Source organism: Flavobacterium sp. NG2, from assembly GCF_034119845.1.
Classification (GTDB): Bacteria; Bacteroidota; Bacteroidia; order Flavobacteriales; family Flavobacteriaceae; genus Flavobacterium.
The window spans coordinates 2,850,407-2,866,528 of sequence record NZ_CP139420.1 but is presented as its reverse complement, the minus strand read 5'-3'; the positions used below and the strand labels follow the sequence as shown (position 1 = coordinate 2,866,528).

Sequence of the window (16,122 nt, the reverse complement as noted above, 5' to 3'; positions counted from 1 at the left end):
CAATGAAACAATATAGCCAACATCAATCTCAATTGTCAGTTGAAGTAAATATTGATGAAAAAATTTTAAATATTCATCAAAAAATTAGTTTTCACAACCAATCAAACGATACCCTTAGCACTATTGTTTTGAATGATTGGAATAACGCTTATTCAAATGTAAATTCGCCACTTGCTAAACGTTTTTCGGACGAATTTTACAGAGGATTTCATCTAGCCAAAGAAGAAGAGCGAGGCAGTACCCAAAACATCACTATTATTGACGAGAACAAACTGTTTCTTTCTTGGCATCGCAGTACGAACACTCCCGATGTTATCAGTGTTAAACTAAGAGAAAAACTGGCTCCAAACGAAAAAACGACACTTTTACTGACTTATATAGTAAAAGTACCTAGCGATCGCTTTACAAAGTTTGGATACACGGATCTTGATGGAATGAATCTAAAAAACTGGTTCCTTACCCCTGCTCGATACAAAAACCATAAATTCATTACATACAACAATGAAAATTTAGATGATATTGTCAATGCAATTTCTGATTTTGACATCGAATTAAAAATACCGATAAACTATGCTCTGACCACCGACTTAAACAGTTCAATTTCGACACAGACGAACACATTTTCTATATATCAACTTTCTGGTAAAAACAGAATGGACTTTAGTCTTATTTTGGAACCAACTTCTACATTTGAAAACTTTCCATACGAGGAGGTAAATGTTATAACTAATCTAAAAGACACTAAATTATCTTCTGTACAAAAAGCCATTATAATTGATTGCATTGTGAAATATACTACCGATTTAATTGGCAAATATCCCTTTGAAAAAATTGTAATTTCTGAAACAGATTATGAACGAAATCCTTTTTACGGTCTCAATCAATTACCTTCATTTATTAGTCCATTCTCAGACACTTTTGTGTATGAAATTAAGTTTTTGAAAACCTATTTAAATGCTTTTCTAAAAAACAGCTTGGCTTTGGACCAAAGAAAACAAGCATGGATTCATGATGCCATTCAGGTGTATGCCATGATGAAGTACATTAACATCAATCATCCCAATAGTAAAATGATGGGAAGCGCTTCAACTTTTAAATTATTAAAAAGTTTCAACTTAACCAATTTAGATTTTAACGAACAGTATAGCTATTTTTATATGTTGATGGCCAGAAAAAACCTAGACCAACCATTAAGCATGCCTAAAAATGAGTTAATCAAATTCAATGAACAAATCGCTAGTAAATATCGCGCTGGATTGAGTTTGCGTTTTCTAGATAATTACTTGGAGAATCAAGTTGTTACCAATAGCATTAGAGAATTATATTCCTCAAAACAAGGTCTTGAAGTTGAAAATAATGATTTTGAAACCATTTTAAAGAAAAATTCAACCAAAGATATTGATTGGTTTTTCAAAACCATTATAAACTCTAGAAAAGCAATTGATTATAAGTTCGCATCTGTATCAAAAACCAATGACAGTATTTCTTTTAGTCTAAAAAACAAAACAGGAGTAATTGTACCTGTTCCCGTTTATGGTGTAAAAAATGGAGAAATTGTTTTAAAAAAATGGCTAGAACCTAAAAACAACGATAGTTTATACACTATCGAACGCAATAATGCAGACAAAATAGTATTGAATTATAAAAACGAAGTTCCAGAATATAATTTAAGAAACAACTGGAAATCATTAAAAGGATTTTTCCCAAACAATCGTCCAGTGAAATTTGTTTTCATGAAAGATTTAGAAGACCCTTACTACAATCAAGTTTTATATGTACCCACTTTAGACTATAATTTATATGATGGTTTTATTCCGGGCATTAGATTTCATAACAAAACAATTCTTGACAAGCCTTTTACATTCGACCTAACGCCTGCTTATTCCATAGGTGCAAATACCTTTTCCGGCTCAGGCTCATTAGTCGTTAATCAAAACTATAGAGAAAGCAATCTTTTTAACGTACGCTATGCTATTTCTGGTTCTTATTTTCATTTTGCTCCTGATGCCACATATTTAAAATTAAATCCAAATGTACAAATACGTTTTCGTGAAAATGATTTTAGAGATAACCGAAAAGAACTAATTTACATACGCCAAGTGATTGTAAACAGAGAAGAAAGTAAAATTATTCCAAGTGATTTTTTAGAGAATTATTCTGTTTTCAATGCCAGATATTACAATACAAAAACTGAGGTTACCAATCATTTTAGTTTTATGTCGGAAATTCAAATTTCAAATAAATTCAGCAAGGCTATAACTGAAATATCTTATCGAAAACTATTTGAAAACAACCACCAAATTAACCTTCGTTTATTTGCTGGAAGTTTTATACACAATCAAACCAATACTGACTTTTTTAGTTTTGCACTAGATAAACCAACCGATTATTTATTTGATTATAACTATTATGGAAGGTCAGAAGAAACAGGTTTCTTTAGCCAACAACTTATCATTGCTGATGGTGGTTTTAAATCCAAGTTAAAAACACCTTATGCTAACCAATGGATGACCACTTTGAATGGAGGATACAATATCTGGAATTGGATTGAACTTTATGGAGATGTTGGCTATTTAAAAAACAAATACCATAACGACCGATTTTTATTTGATAGCGGAATTCGATTAAATTTAGTAACTGATTATTTCGAAGTATATCTTCCAGTCTATTCTTCAAATGGTTGGGAAATAGGTCAAAACAAATACAATGAAAAAATACGATTTGTGATTACTTTATCTCCAAAAATTGTCATGAATTTATTCAACAGAAAATGGTTTTAAAATAGCTATATCTTTTTTGCACTATAAATATCTATTCACTAATAAAAAAATTAAAAAAACAAAAAACTCTCATTTTTTTACATAATATTTAATGATTTTAAAACTATATTTTTATTAATGCATTATGAAAATAGCTAGTTTTTAAGTAAATTTGCGCCCGTAAGTTATACCTTCATGAACTATGATAAAAGAAAAAAACAATACTGCATTAACATTTGAAGATTTCAAAACCGAAGTGTTGAATGATTACACTATTGCGATTACAAGTAGAGAATGTAGTTTGTTGGGAAGAAGAGAAGTTTTAACTGGAAAGGCAAAGTTTGGCATTTTTGGCGATGGTAAAGAAGTACCTCAAATAGCCATGGCTAAATTCTTCAAGAATGGAGATTTTCGTTCAGGATACTACCGTGACCAAACATTTATGATGGCAATTGGTGAATTGACTGTTGAACAACTATTTGCTGGACTTTACGGAAATACGGATATTAAAGAAGAACCAATGTCAGCTGGGCGCCAAATGGGAGGTCATTTTGTAACCCACAGTTTAAACGAAGACGGTTCTTGGAAAAATCTAGCGGAACAAAAAAACTCTAGTGCCGACATCTCTCCTACTGCTGCACAAATGCCTCGTCTTTTAGGACTAGCACAAGCATCAAAAATTTACCGAAATATTGACAACATCCCTAATCAAGCTAATTTTTCAAACAAAGGAAATGAAATAGCCTGGGGAACAATAGGAAACGCCAGTACAAGCGAAGGTGTGTTTTTCGAAACTATTAATGCTGCAGGAGTATTACAAGTACCAATGGTAATAAGCATTTGGGATGATGAATATGGAATTTCCGTACATGCCAAACACCAAACCACCAAAGAAAATATTTCTGAAATATTAAAAGGATTTCAAAAAGAGCCTAATACGAATGGGCTTGAACTGATAAGAGTTAAGGGTTGGGATTACTCTGACTTGATTGCAGCATATGAAAAAGCAGATGCAATTGCAAGAGAACAACACATTCCCGTATTGATACATGTTGATGAACTAACACAACCGCAAGGGCATTCTAGTTCAGGTTCACATGAACGATACAAAAGCAAAGAACGCCTAGACTGGGAAAAAGAGTATGACTGTGTAAGACAGATGCGTTTGTGGATGATTGCCATTAATATTGCATCGCCTGAGGAGTTAGACGAAATCGATGCTAAAGCTAAAAAAACAGTACTTGAAGCAAAGAAAAAAGCTTGGATTACGTTTATTACCCCTATTATTAACGAACAAAAAGAACTCGTTACACTGTTAGAAAGAATAGCGCTTTCTAGCGATAATAAAGAGGATATTCTATCTTATACCAAAGCATTAAAAAGCATCAAAGAGCCTTTAAAAAAGGAAATTTTAGTTACTGCTCGCAAGTCTTTAAGACTGATTCCAAACGGACCTGAAAAAACAGAATTAGTTAATTGGATTGCGAAATTTAATGAAAAATATCAAGCAGCTTTTAGCAAACATTTATATTCAGAATCTAAATTCAATGTTTTTTCGGCAAAAGAAATAGCACCTGAATACGCTGAAAATGCAAAACCAGATATCGATGGTAGAATGATTATCAGAGATAATTTTGATGCTATCTTTAGTAAATACCCTGAAGCTTTAATTTTTGGTGAAGACTCGGGTAATATTGGAGATGTAAATCAAGGTCTAGAAGGACTTCAAGAGAAATTTGGAGAACTTCGTATTGCTGATGCAGGAATTCGAGAAGCAACCATCATTGGTCAAGGTATTGGAATGGCTTTAAGAGGCTTAAAACCTATTGCTGAAATACAATATTTAGATTATCTACTCTACGCTATTCAAATATTGAGTGATGATCTTGCCTCCTTACAATATCGAACTGTTGGAAGACAAAAAGCACCTTTAATAATTCGAACTCGTGGTCACCGTTTGGAAGGCGTTTGGCACTCAGGGTCTCCAATGGGAATGATTATTAATGCTATAAGAGGAATTCACGTATTGGTCCCTAGAAACATGACAAAAGCTGCTGGATTCTACAACTCACTCATGGAATGTGATGAACCTGCTGTAGTCATTGAGTGTTTAAACGGTTATCGTTTAAAAGAAAAAACACCACTAAATTACGGAGAGTTCAAAACTCCAATAGGTGTTGTTGAAACTATCAAAGAAGGAACAGATGTAACCTTAGTTTCATACGGCTCCACCTTAAGACTAGTGGAACAAGCTGCTGAAGAACTAATGGAAACTGGTATTAATTGTGAGGTTATCGACATTCAATCTTTAATTCCATTTGACATTAACCATGATTTGGTAAAAAGTGTCATGAAAACTAATCGACTTTTAGTAATCGACGAAGATGTACCAGGCGGCGCTTCTGCTTATATTTTACAGCAAATCATCGAAGAGCAAGATGCTTATCAATATTTAGACAGCAAACCACAAACCTTAGCTGCTAAAGCACATCGTCCTGCTTATGGAACCGATGGAGATTATTTTTCAAAACCGTCCATTGAAGATATATACGAAAAAGTATATGAGATGATGCACGAAGCAAATCCTAATAAATTCCCTAGCTTGTATTAAGCTTTAAAACATACTATTATAAACAGCAGTAAACTTAAAATTTACTGCTGTTTTTTTTTTTGCATAAAAAAACTGCCTAGAAAATTTTCCCTAGGCAGTCTTAATTATTTATTTATAATCAAAAAATTAAATTCCGGCAATAGCCTTTATCTCATCAATGATTCTTAATGCCAACGTATCTGCTTTTTCCTGAGTAGATGCTTCGGTATAAATTCTAATGATAGGCTCTGTATTTGATTTTCTTAGGTGTACCCAATTTTCAGCAAAATCGATTTTCACACCGTCAATAGTCGTGATATCTTCGTTTTTGTATTTTTCTGTCATAGCAACCAAAATCGCATCAACATCAATTTGAGGTGTCAATTCGATTTTGTTTTTACTCATATAATATTCTGGATATGAAGCTCTCAAAGCCGAAACTGTCATTTTTTTGTTAGCCAAATGCGTTAAAAACAAAGCAATCCCAACCATACTATCACGTCCGTAATGTGATTCAGGATAGATAATTCCTCCATTTCCTTCACCACCAATGATAGCGTTATTCTTTTTCATCAAATCAACTACATTCACTTCACCAACTGCACTCGCCTCATAACTTCCATTGTGCAAATTAGTCACATCGCGTAATGCACGAGAAGACGACATATTCGAAACCGTATTTCCAGGTGTTTTGCTCAAAACATAATCCGCACAAGCCACCAAAGTATACTCTTCACCAAACATTTCTCCGTCTTCAGAAATGAATGCTAAACGGTCTACGTCAGGATCTACTACTATTCCTAAGTCCGCTTTTTCTTCAACAACTAATTTACAAATATCTGTAAGATGTTCTTTTAAAGGTTCTGGATTGTGAGGAAAATGACCGTTAGGTTCACAGTACAATTTCACCACTTCTACTCCCATTTGTTCCAATAATTTAGGAACGATAATTCCTCCTGATGAATTCACGCCATCAACTACCACTTTAAACTTAGCCGCTTTAACAGCCTCTACATCTACTAATGAAAGTTCCAATACTTCATCGATATGAATATCCATATAAGCATCGTTAACGGTAATTTCTCCTAAACTATCCACATCCGAAAAATCAAACGCTTCATCTTCGGCAATTTGAAGAATTTTTTCACCTTCAACACCATTTAAGAATTCTCCTTTTTCGTTTAATAATTTTAATGCATTCCATTGTTTGGGATTATGAGACGCTGTAAGGATGATTCCTCCATCTGCTTTTTCTAAGGGTACTGCTATCTCAACTGTTGGAGTAGTTGACAATCCTAAATCAATAACATCAATTCCTAATCCTATTAAAGTATTCACAACAAGGTTATGAATCATCGGTCCAGAAATACGCGCATCACGACCAACAACAACCGTTAGTTTCTCTTTGCTTGAATAATTCTTTAACCAAGTACCATAAGCCGAAGCAAATTTTACTGCATCAACTGGAGTCAAGTTATCACCTACTTTACCTCCGATAGTACCACGAATTCCTGATATTGATTTTATTAATGTCATTAATATGTATTTTAAAATTGATTTTTTGATTTTATTCGCACAAATATAATAATTGAAGAATTAAAAAAGTCATTTAGATTTCCTATTTTAGACAAATGAACTTTTTAGCACATATTTATCTTTCGGGAAACAACGACTTAATTAAAATTGGAAATTTTATGGCCGATGGTATTCGCGGGAAACATTTTGAAAATTTCCCTTTGGAAGTTCAAAAAGGAATCAAACTTCATCGTGCAATTGATACTTATACCGATGCACATCCTATATTTAGAAAAAGTACAAAGAAGTTACATGCACGTTACCACCATTATGCAGGTGTGATTATTGATGTTTTCTATGATCATTTTTTGGCAAAAAACTGGAAAAACTATTCTGACGAAGATTTCTCTGAATATATTGACCAATTTTACCAATCTCTAGAGAATCATAAATCGATTTTGACTGAAAAAACGATTAAATTGATGCCATATATGATTCGTCAAAATTGGCTGTCAAGCTATCAAACAATCGAAGGAATTCACCAAATACTGACCCAAATGGATTATCGAACTAAAAACAAATCCAATATGCGTTTTGCTACCGAGGAACTTGAGCAATTTTATAATGAATTCGAAAATGAATTTACTTCTTTTTTTGAAGAATTAAGAATTCATTCCAAACAACAATTACACAATATGTAAATCCATAATTTTTATATTTATGAGTTTTATAAATTCCCTTGAAGCTACATTTCAAACCAATAGCAATCCTGAAAATGCGATTGCAATGTCAAAATACATGAAGAATAAATTTCCGTTTTTCGGAATAAAAACACCTGACAGAAGACAGTTATTGAGTGTGCTTTGGAAAGAAAACAAACAAGAAATACAATCAAATCCTAGAAAAATAGCCCGAATCCTTTTTTCAAAACCAGAAAGAGAATTCCACTATTGCGCCATTGAAATCTTGATAAAAGAACTCAAAAATAACTTTCAAGAAGATGATATTCATTTAATTGAAGAATTAATTACAACTAATAGTTGGTGGGATAGTGTTGATACTATTTCAAAATACATACTCGGTGGCTACCTTTCTCAATTCCCTCAAAACATCACAAAAATCATTTCAAAATTTTCAAAGTCTAACAATCTCTGGCTCAATCGAAGTACTATACTTTTTCAGTTAGGATACAAAACCAAAACTGATTTTGAATTACTTAAAAAGATTTGCATAACTCATCAAAACTCAAAAGAATTTTTTATTCAAAAAGCTATAGGATGGGCTTTAAGAGAGTTTGCCAAAACGGATTCACAAGCTGTCAAAGAATTCGTTTTAGTTAATAACTTAAAGCCTTTAAGTCGAAAAGAAGCACTCAAAAATTTACCTATTGCTTAAATTAATAGTATTTTTGCTCTTGTAAAAAACAAACCAAAATGTTCAAAAAATATATTTCTAAATTAGAAAGTATTGTCGCTTTATCTCAATCCATCTTGACGGAAAAACAATTTATTTTCCTTTCAAGTGTATTGGTAGGTATAAGTTCAGCTTTTGCTGTTATTGTTTTGAAATCATTTGCACATTGGGTATTCCAGTTTGCTACTAGTATCAATAAAATATTAAAACTAAGTTTTATAAATAGTATTTTACCTATTGCAGGTCTTTTACTAACGGTGTTTGTTATCAAACGTTTATTAGGAGGAACTATCGAAAAAGGCACCTCGCAAATTTTGTATTCAGTAGCCAAAAAAGCAAGCATTATACCTAGTAAACAAATGTACGCTCATATTGTGACGAGTTCCTTGACTGTAGGCTTAGGAGGTTCCGCGGGTTTAGAAAGCCCAATTGTGGTTACTGGAGCTGCTTTTGGCTCAAACTTTGCTCAAAATTACAAACTCAGCTACAAAGACCGAACTTTACTTATTGGTTGTGGTGTTGCGGCTGGTATTGCTGCTGCCTTTAACGCCCCTATTGCAGGAGTTTTATTTGCCATCGAATTTTTATTAGTCGATGTGAGCATCTCGGCTTTTACTCCCATTATGATTGCTGCCGCTACTGGCGCGTTAGTTTCGGTGATTACCTTAGACGAAGCTATATTGTTAAATGTAAAACAACAACAAGAATTTGATTATCATAAAATTCCATTTTATGTTTTATTAGGTATTGTTACAGGTTTTATTTCTATTTACTACACTCGAAATTTTCAAAAAACAGAGCATTTCTTCTCACATATGAGAATGAATCCTTATAAGAAGGCACTTTTTGGTGCATCTTTATTAGCCGTGCTAATTTTTGTTTTTCCAACACTTTTCGGCGAAGGATATGAAAGCATCAAAACACTAGCAGAAAATAATGCAGGTGATTTACTCGAAAACACCTTGTTTAGTTCATACCAAAATAATAATTGGATTATCTTAATATTCGTTGGCGCAACAATGATGGTCAAAGTTTTTGCTACCTCGATCACCTTAGGTTCCGGAGGTAATGGAGGTAATTTTGCCCCTTCTCTTTTTGTAGGTTCTTATGTTGGATATGTATTTTCAAAAGCAATCAACTTAACAGGACTAACCCATTTACCAATTAGTAATTTTACGATGGTGGGAATGGCAGGAATCTTGAGTGGATTATTTCATGCTCCATTAACCGCAATCTTCTTGATTGCCGAAATCACTGGCGGTTACAGTTTAATGCTTCCATTGATGATTGTAGCTTCTATCAGTTTTGCTATATCAAAACGATTTGAAAAACACTCCATGGATGTAAAAGAATTAGCTAAAAGAGGACATGCTTTTACGAGCAACAAAGACACTAACGTGCTTTCAACCCTAAATACGAACTCAATTATTCATACCGATTATCTAACACTATCACCAGATGAAAATCTTGAAAAATTGGTTGATTTAATTTCGCATTCGAATCAATCTGTTTTTGCAGTAGTTGACAAAGATCAACATTTATTAGGAGTTATTCATTTTAATAATATTCGCGAGATTATTTTTAATAAATACCGTGTAAAATACACTTTGGTAAAAGATATCATGATTCCACCAGCAGATATCATTTATCCATTTAACAGTATGGAAGTCGTTATGAATAAATTTGAAAAAACAAAACGAACCTTCCTACCTGTGATTAAAGATGAAAAATACTTTGGATTTATCTCTAAATCAGAGGCTCTTGAAGCCTATCGCAGTAAACTAAAAGCTATGACAATAGAATAATTCTTATTTGCATGTCATTTAAACATATAAGTCATTTAAGTTTTAATTTTTCAAATATTCTATTAGCTTAAAAATATATAGCACACAGATTAGAAAAATTAAACCAATTTTGAGAAATCTCATTTCTAGCTCCTTAGTCTAATACCTTATATTTTGTAACTGTTTTAAAAAAGCATCTATTATCATCATATACAGTATGATTTTAACAGAAACTTGCCAACTGTTGTACGGAAAGAATCAATCAAAATGGTAACTTTGCTTTTTTGCAAAAACTATGCTAGATACAGACAATACAATTGAAGTACTGGGTGCGAGAGTACACAATCTTAAAAATATAGATATTTCTATTCCAAGAGAGAAGTTAGTTGTAATTACAGGACTTTCGGGCTCTGGAAAATCCTCTTTAGCTTTTGACACGATTTACGCCGAAGGACAGCGTCGGTATGTCGAAACTTTTTCGGCTTATGCGCGTCAGTTTTTGGGCGGATTAGAACGTCCTGATGTGGATAAAATTGACGGGCTTTCACCAGTGATTGCCATTGAACAAAAAACAACTAGTAAAAGTCCGCGTTCCACAGTGGGGACGATTACGGAGATATATGACTTCTTACGTTTGCTTTATGCACGTGCGGCCGATGCCTACAGCTATAATACGGGTGAGAAAATGGTTTCTTACTCTGATGAGCAAATTAAAGACTTGATTGTAAATGATTTCACAAACAAGCGTATCAATATACTAGCACCTGTTATCAAGGCTAGGAAAGGACATTATAGCGAATTATTTCAACAAATTGCCAAACAAGGTTTCCTTAAAGTGCGGGTTAATGGTGAAATTAGAGATATTACCCCCGGAATGAAACTCGATCGTTATAAAACCCATGACATTGAAATTGTGGTGGACAGAATGGCAATTGACACGACTCCCGACACAGCAAAAAGACTGGGTGAAAGCATTAATACAGCGATGCATCATGGAGAAAACGTTTTGATGGTTTTAGACCAAGACAGCAATGAAGTACGTTATTTCAGCCGAAACTTAATGTGTCCAAGCACTGGTATTTCGTACCAAAACCCAGAACCCAATTTATTTTCGTTTAACTCTCCAAAAGGAGCTTGTGACCATTGTAAAGGTTTGGGAACGGTGAACGAAATCAATATCAAAAAAATACTTCCTAATCCTAAATTATCAATCAAAGCGGGTGGTTTTTTGCCTTTGGGCGAATACAAATCATCCTGGATTTTCAAGCAATTGGAGATCATTGGAGAGCGTTTTGGGTTTAAAATCACTGATCCTATCGAAAGTATTTCAGACGAAGCGATGGAGATGATTTTAAATGGAGGAAAAGATAAATTTACAGTTAACTCAAAAGATTTGGGTGTAACACGTGAATACAAAATTGATTTTGAAGGAATTGCTCATTTCATCAAAAACCAACACGATGAAAGTGGCTCAACAACTATTAGACGTTGGGCCAAGGAATTCATGGACGAGATTGACTGTGCTGTATGTGAAGGTTCACGTTTAAAAAAAGAAGCCAACTACTTTAGAGTCAATGAAAAAAGTATAACCGAACTGTGCGCTATGGACATTTCGGATTTGACGGCATGGTTTGATGATTTGAACAAAAAATTATCAGAAAAGCAAATGGCGATTGCCTCTGAAGTTTTGAAGGAAATCAAAGATCGATTAGCATTCTTGATGAACGTTGGTTTAGACTACCTAGCATTGAGTCGAAGCTCAAAATCACTTTCGGGAGGAGAAGCTCAACGCATCCGATTAGCAACTCAAATTGGTTCGCAATTAGTAGGTGTATTGTATATTTTGGATGAACCAAGTATTGGTTTACACCAAAGAGACAATGAAAAATTAATACGTTCACTAGAACAATTACGTGATATTGGGAATTCGGTAATTGTTGTAGAGCACGATAAAGACATGATGGAACGGGCGGATTATGTGATTGACATTGGTCCAAAAGCGGGAAAATTTGGAGGAGAGATTATCAGTATAGGAACTCCAGCCGAAACCCTTGCCTCAGATACCATTACAGCGCAATACTTAAATGGAAAACTGAAGTTTGAAATTCCTAAAAAACGTCGTGAAGGAAACGGAAAATCGTTAAAACTAACTGGTGCAACTGGAAACAACTTAAAGAATGTTTCTATTGAATTGCCTTTAGGAAAGTTGATTTGTGTGACAGGAGTTTCAGGAAGCGGAAAGTCGACTCTAATCAACGAGACGCTCTACCCAATTTTGAACGCACACTTTTTCAATGGCGTCAAAAAACCACAACCCTACAAGAAAATTGAAGGACTAGAACATATTGATAAAGTAATTGATATTGACCAAAGTCCAATTGGTCGCACCCCTCGCTCCAACCCTGCTACTTATACCGAAGTTTTTACGGAAATCCGAAAGCTATATACCATGACACCCGAGAGTATGATCCGTGGATACAAAGCGGGACGTTTTAGTTTTAACGTAAAGGGTGGGCGTTGCGAAACTTGTCAGGGTTCAGGTGTGAGAACCATTGAAATGAACTTCTTACCTGATGTATATGTGGAATGTGAAACTTGTCAAGGAAAACGTTTTAACCGTGAAACACTCGAAATTCGATACAAAGGAAAATCCATTTCGGATGTATTAAATATGACCGTGGATGAGGCCGTTCCATTCTTTGAGAATATCCCTAAAATTCACCGTAAGGTAAAGACTATTCAAGATGTAGGTTTGGGCTATATTACGCTAGGACAACAAAGTACAACCTTATCAGGTGGAGAAGCACAGCGAATTAAACTAGCTGGCGAATTATCTAAAAAAGATACAGGAAACACCTTTTATATCCTTGACGAACCTACTACCGGACTACATTTTGAAGACATTCGTGTTTTGATGGAGGTAATTAATAAATTGGTCGCAAAAGGAAATACCATTCTGATTATCGAGCACAATATGGATGTGATAAAACTTGCCGATTACATTATCGATATAGGTCCTGAAGGTGGTAAAGGTGGTGGAAAAGTTGTGGCAACAGGAACACCTGAAGAAGTAAGTAACAACAAAAAAAGCTATACAGCGAAATTTTTAAAAAAGGAATTGAGTTAAGAGAGAAGGAACACAGATTTAAGAAATTAGAGAAATCTCTCTATCATTTTTTAAATAAAACAAAACCATTTCATTTCATAAAAAGTACTTCTTATGATTGTTATTCCAATATTTTTAAAAACAACCAATGAACTTATTTTTAATCCGTTAAAGCTAGGCATCAAAAGTATTTATTTAGAACTAGAAAGCCAAGAATATAATGCTTGTGAATTGCTATTGAATGATAAAAAAGCACTTTTTAGAACTGCCAAAACAACACCAACTAAGACTGGGCAATTTGTAACTTTATGGAAAAGAACTCCTGAAAGACCTATTGCTCCCTTCCATGAAAATGATCGTATTGACTTGGTATTTATCCATTGTGAAACGGTGTCACAAACTGGGTGTTTTATTTTTCCAAAAAAAGTATTGATTGAAAAAGGCATTTTTTCAACTGACTTAAAAGAAGGAAAACGTGCTTTTAGAGTGTATCCTCCTTGGGACAAAACAACTAGTAAACAAGCACAAAAAACACAAGAATGGCAACAGGACTATTTTATTGAATTAAAAACTCAGAATTCAATTCCAGTAAAACTTCAACAACTTTGTTTCTAATTTATAGATAGTCTGTCTTTTACAAATTACAAACGTTATTTCTTATAAAAGTCATAAAAATAAGTGTGGAAATTCTGGGATTTTTTATGAAAATAGGTTATATTCGTTAGGACCAGACTAGCCCAGATAGAAGCGGCATCCTTTGACTGCCTTCATTAGGCAGGCAAAGATAGAGCGGATAGCTGGATTTAGCTCCAAATAAAACTATAACTAACCACAACAACCCATTTCTTACTATGAGTTGTTGTTAATTCAACCAAAATATGAGATTAGAAGACTTTGATAATGATGAAGAAAAAGTAATCCACGATAGTTTAAAGCAAAAAACTTGGAATGAAATTAGAACCAATGACAGTTGGGCGATTTTTAAAATCATGTCCGAATTTGTGAATGGATACGAAACTATGGGGAGAATTGGACCTTGTGTAACCATTTTTGGGTCGGCAAGAACCAAACCCGAAGACAAATATTACCAACTGGCCGAAAATATCGCATTTAAGATAGGAAAAGCTGGTTACGGTGTAATCACTGGCGGTGGACCAGGAATCATGGAAGCAGGTAATAAAGGTGCGCATCTGGGCGGCGGTCCTTCGGTAGGACTAAACATTGTATTGCCTTTCGAGCAGCATTTTAACCCTTATATCGATTCCGACAAAAACTTGAATTTTGATTATTTCTTTGTTCGAAAAGTCATGTTTGTTAAGTATTCACAGGGATTCGTGGTCATGCCTGGAGGTTTTGGAACTATGGATGAATTGTTTGAAGCATTAACTTTAATTCAAACGAAGAAAATAGCTAAATTCCCCATTATACTGGTTGGAACTACTTTCTGGTCTGGATTAGTGGATTGGATTAAAGCAGTACTGATTGAAGGTGAAAAAACAGTAAGTCCAGAAGATTTAAATATCATAAAAATAGTCGATACCGCTGATGAGGTTGTAGAGGTTTTGGATACATTCTATAAAAAATACAATTTGAAACCGAATTTTTAAACCTAAACTAACTTATTTTGTGTAGTTTTTTTTTAAAAACACATAGATTCATAGGTTTTTAATGGAGAAAAAGTCACTTTGCTTAGGATAGAAAAACATAGCTTTTAAAAACATTTACCGAAAATATAAAAACCATTAAGAATTAAGTTTACTAAGCTTTGTGTAGCTAAATTTTCTTAATTCTTAATGGTTTAAATTTATTTTGTTTCTCTACTAAAGTATATCCAAACTTCCTTTTCCCTCTCTAACGACCACAGGCTCGTGTTCAGACAAATCAATTATTGTTGAACCTACGTTATCTCCATAGCCACCATCGATTACCATATCAACAAGGTTTTGCCATTTTTCAAAAATTAATTCAGGATCAGTTGTGTATTCAATTACTTCATCTTCATCACGAATGGAAGTCGATACAATTGGATTTCCTAATTGACGTACTATTTCCAGAGCAATCGAATTATCAGGCACACGAATACCTACAGTCGTTTTTTTCTTAAACTCCTTTGGTAGATTATTATTCCCTGGAAGAATAAAAGTATAAGGACCAGGCAAAGCTCTTTTAAGTATCTTAAATGTAGCCGTATCAATCTGGCGTACATAATCAGACAAATTACTTAAATCATGGCATATAAAAGAGAAATTAGCTTTTTCAAGCTTCACCCCTTTAATTCTAGCAATGCGTTCCAGTGCTTTCGTATTGGTAATATCACACCCCAAGCCATAAACAGTATCTGTAGGGTAAATCACCAATCCTCCTGCTTTTAAAACCTTAACCACTTTAGCTATTGCAGCTTCACTAGGTTTGTCTTCGTATATTTTGATGAACTCTGCCATTTTTTTTATTTATTAATGCCTATTATTTCTTTAAAAACACTTAGGAACATAGATTTTATTTTTAAAACTAAGACGTTTTACTTGAGATAGTTATCATAGGTAGCTCCTAGAATCAAATCATTACTTTTTCTTCTTCTTGCTTTTGACAATTCCTCTTACTCCAAAATCAACGGCTAATTTTACCCATTTAGACAATTCCTCTTCTGTTGTAAAGCCTTCAGGTTCGACAAACAGGAAATTTTTCATCGTTTTGCCCGTAAAATTCATCGGACTCACATGATTATCTTCTAATAAAGGTTCGTAAAACTCTTCCATTACCCGCAACATCAATTGATTTTTTATGACTCCAATACACATTTTGTCTTGAATCATAAAGGCATTACCACCAAACATCTTCTTTTCAATGAAAACTATTTGAACAGCAATAAGTTGTTTTTGGATTCGTAAAGACAAAATTTCATCAAAAGCCATATCTTTTTATTTAAAGGTACACCATTAACTTGAAACTTCAAAC

Annotated in this window: 11 protein-coding genes; 8 read left to right on the top strand and 3 right to left on the bottom strand. The window is 33.8% G+C overall.

Annotated elements, in window-relative coordinates; all coding sequences use genetic code 11:
* Window positions 1-2 precede the first annotated feature (2 nt).
* A complete protein-coding gene (locus SLW70_RS11895; protein ID WP_320888630.1) occupies window positions 3-2,780 on the top strand; it encodes an aminopeptidase in 2,778 nt (925 codons plus the stop codon).
* Window positions 2,781-2,961: 181 nt separating this feature from the next.
* Window positions 2,962-5,370, top strand: a complete 2,409-nt coding sequence (locus tag SLW70_RS11890) for a thiamine pyrophosphate-dependent enzyme (RefSeq protein WP_320888629.1) — start codon at window positions 2,962-2,964, stop codon at window positions 5,368-5,370.
* Window positions 5,371-5,496: 126 nt separating this feature from the next.
* Here SLW70_RS11890 and glmM read toward each other — a convergent pair whose 3' ends face one another.
* On the bottom strand, window positions 5,497-6,885 hold the full coding sequence (glmM, locus tag SLW70_RS11885; protein ID WP_320888628.1) for a phosphoglucosamine mutase: 1,389 nt from the start codon (window positions 6,883-6,885) through the stop codon (window positions 5,497-5,499).
* A 95-nt stretch (window positions 6,886-6,980) separates the two neighbouring features.
* On the opposite strand from glmM, the gene SLW70_RS11880 reads away from it, so the two are divergent.
* The 6 genes from SLW70_RS11880 (at window position 6,981) to SLW70_RS11855 (ending at window position 14,774) form a co-directional block, all read left to right on the top strand.
* Window positions 6,981-7,565 (top strand): acyl carrier protein phosphodiesterase, encoded by a 585-nt coding sequence (locus SLW70_RS11880; RefSeq protein WP_320888627.1) that lies wholly within the window; start codon window positions 6,981-6,983, stop codon window positions 7,563-7,565.
* A 19-nt stretch (window positions 7,566-7,584) separates the two neighbouring features.
* A complete protein-coding gene (locus tag SLW70_RS11875) occupies window positions 7,585-8,259 on the top strand; it encodes a DNA alkylation repair protein (RefSeq protein ID WP_320888626.1) in 675 nt (224 codons plus the stop codon).
* Window positions 8,260-8,297: 38 nt separating this feature from the next.
* The gene (locus SLW70_RS11870) at window positions 8,298-10,082 is read left to right on the top strand and encodes a chloride channel protein (RefSeq protein ID WP_320888625.1); all 1,785 of its coding nucleotides are present in this window, start codon (window positions 8,298-8,300) and stop codon (window positions 10,080-10,082) included.
* Window positions 10,083-10,356: 274 nt separating this feature from the next.
* Window positions 10,357-13,188, top strand: coding sequence for an excinuclease ABC subunit UvrA (gene uvrA, locus SLW70_RS11865; RefSeq protein WP_320888624.1), 2,832 nt, complete (start codon window positions 10,357-10,359; stop codon window positions 13,186-13,188).
* Window positions 13,189-13,281: 93 nt separating this feature from the next.
* Complete coding sequence (locus tag SLW70_RS11860; protein ID WP_320888622.1) at window positions 13,282-13,782, top strand: MepB family protein; 501 nt, start codon at window positions 13,282-13,284, stop codon at window positions 13,780-13,782.
* A gap of 263 nt (window positions 13,783-14,045) precedes the next feature.
* Window positions 14,046-14,774, top strand: a complete 729-nt coding sequence (locus SLW70_RS11855) for a TIGR00730 family Rossman fold protein (RefSeq protein WP_320888620.1) — start codon at window positions 14,046-14,048, stop codon at window positions 14,772-14,774.
* A gap of 213 nt (window positions 14,775-14,987) precedes the next feature.
* On the opposite strand, the gene SLW70_RS11850 is transcribed toward SLW70_RS11855, so the two are convergent.
* Together SLW70_RS11850 and SLW70_RS11845 are read right to left on the bottom strand one after the other, a co-directional pair.
* A complete protein-coding gene (locus SLW70_RS11850; protein WP_320888619.1) occupies window positions 14,988-15,608 on the bottom strand; it encodes an L-threonylcarbamoyladenylate synthase in 621 nt (206 codons plus the stop codon).
* A gap of 120 nt (window positions 15,609-15,728) precedes the next feature.
* The gene (locus SLW70_RS11845) at window positions 15,729-16,079 is read right to left on the bottom strand and encodes a TfoX/Sxy family protein (RefSeq protein WP_320888618.1); all 351 of its coding nucleotides are present in this window, start codon (window positions 16,077-16,079) and stop codon (window positions 15,729-15,731) included.
* Between the last annotated feature and the right edge of the window lie 43 nt (window positions 16,080-16,122).

What these genes read in the sequence shown, in the direction of transcription:
- SLW70_RS11845 (WP_320888618.1), bottom strand. Translation starts at nt 16,079, where the DNA reads ATGGCTTTTGATGAAATTTTGTCTTTACGAATCCAAAAACAACTTATT.
- SLW70_RS11880 (WP_320888627.1), top strand. Translation starts at nt 6,981, where the DNA reads ATGAACTTTTTAGCACATATTTATCTTTCGGGAAACAACGACTTAATT.
- SLW70_RS11895 (WP_320888630.1), top strand. Translation starts at nt 3, where the DNA reads ATGAAACAATATAGCCAACATCAATCTCAATTGTCAGTTGAAGTAAAT.
- glmM (WP_320888628.1), bottom strand. Translation starts at nt 6,885, where the DNA reads ATGACATTAATAAAATCAATATCAGGAATTCGTGGTACTATCGGAGGT.
- uvrA (WP_320888624.1), top strand. Translation starts at nt 10,357, where the DNA reads ATGCTAGATACAGACAATACAATTGAAGTACTGGGTGCGAGAGTACAC.
- SLW70_RS11850 (WP_320888619.1), bottom strand. Translation starts at nt 15,608, where the DNA reads ATGGCAGAGTTCATCAAAATATACGAAGACAAACCTAGTGAAGCTGCA.
- SLW70_RS11855 (WP_320888620.1), top strand. Translation starts at nt 14,046, where the DNA reads ATGAGATTAGAAGACTTTGATAATGATGAAGAAAAAGTAATCCACGAT.
- SLW70_RS11890 (WP_320888629.1), top strand. Translation starts at nt 2,962, where the DNA reads ATGATAAAAGAAAAAAACAATACTGCATTAACATTTGAAGATTTCAAA.
- SLW70_RS11860 (WP_320888622.1), top strand. Translation starts at nt 13,282, where the DNA reads ATGATTGTTATTCCAATATTTTTAAAAACAACCAATGAACTTATTTTT.
- SLW70_RS11870 (WP_320888625.1), top strand. Translation starts at nt 8,298, where the DNA reads ATGTTCAAAAAATATATTTCTAAATTAGAAAGTATTGTCGCTTTATCT.
- SLW70_RS11875 (WP_320888626.1), top strand. Translation starts at nt 7,585, where the DNA reads ATGAGTTTTATAAATTCCCTTGAAGCTACATTTCAAACCAATAGCAAT.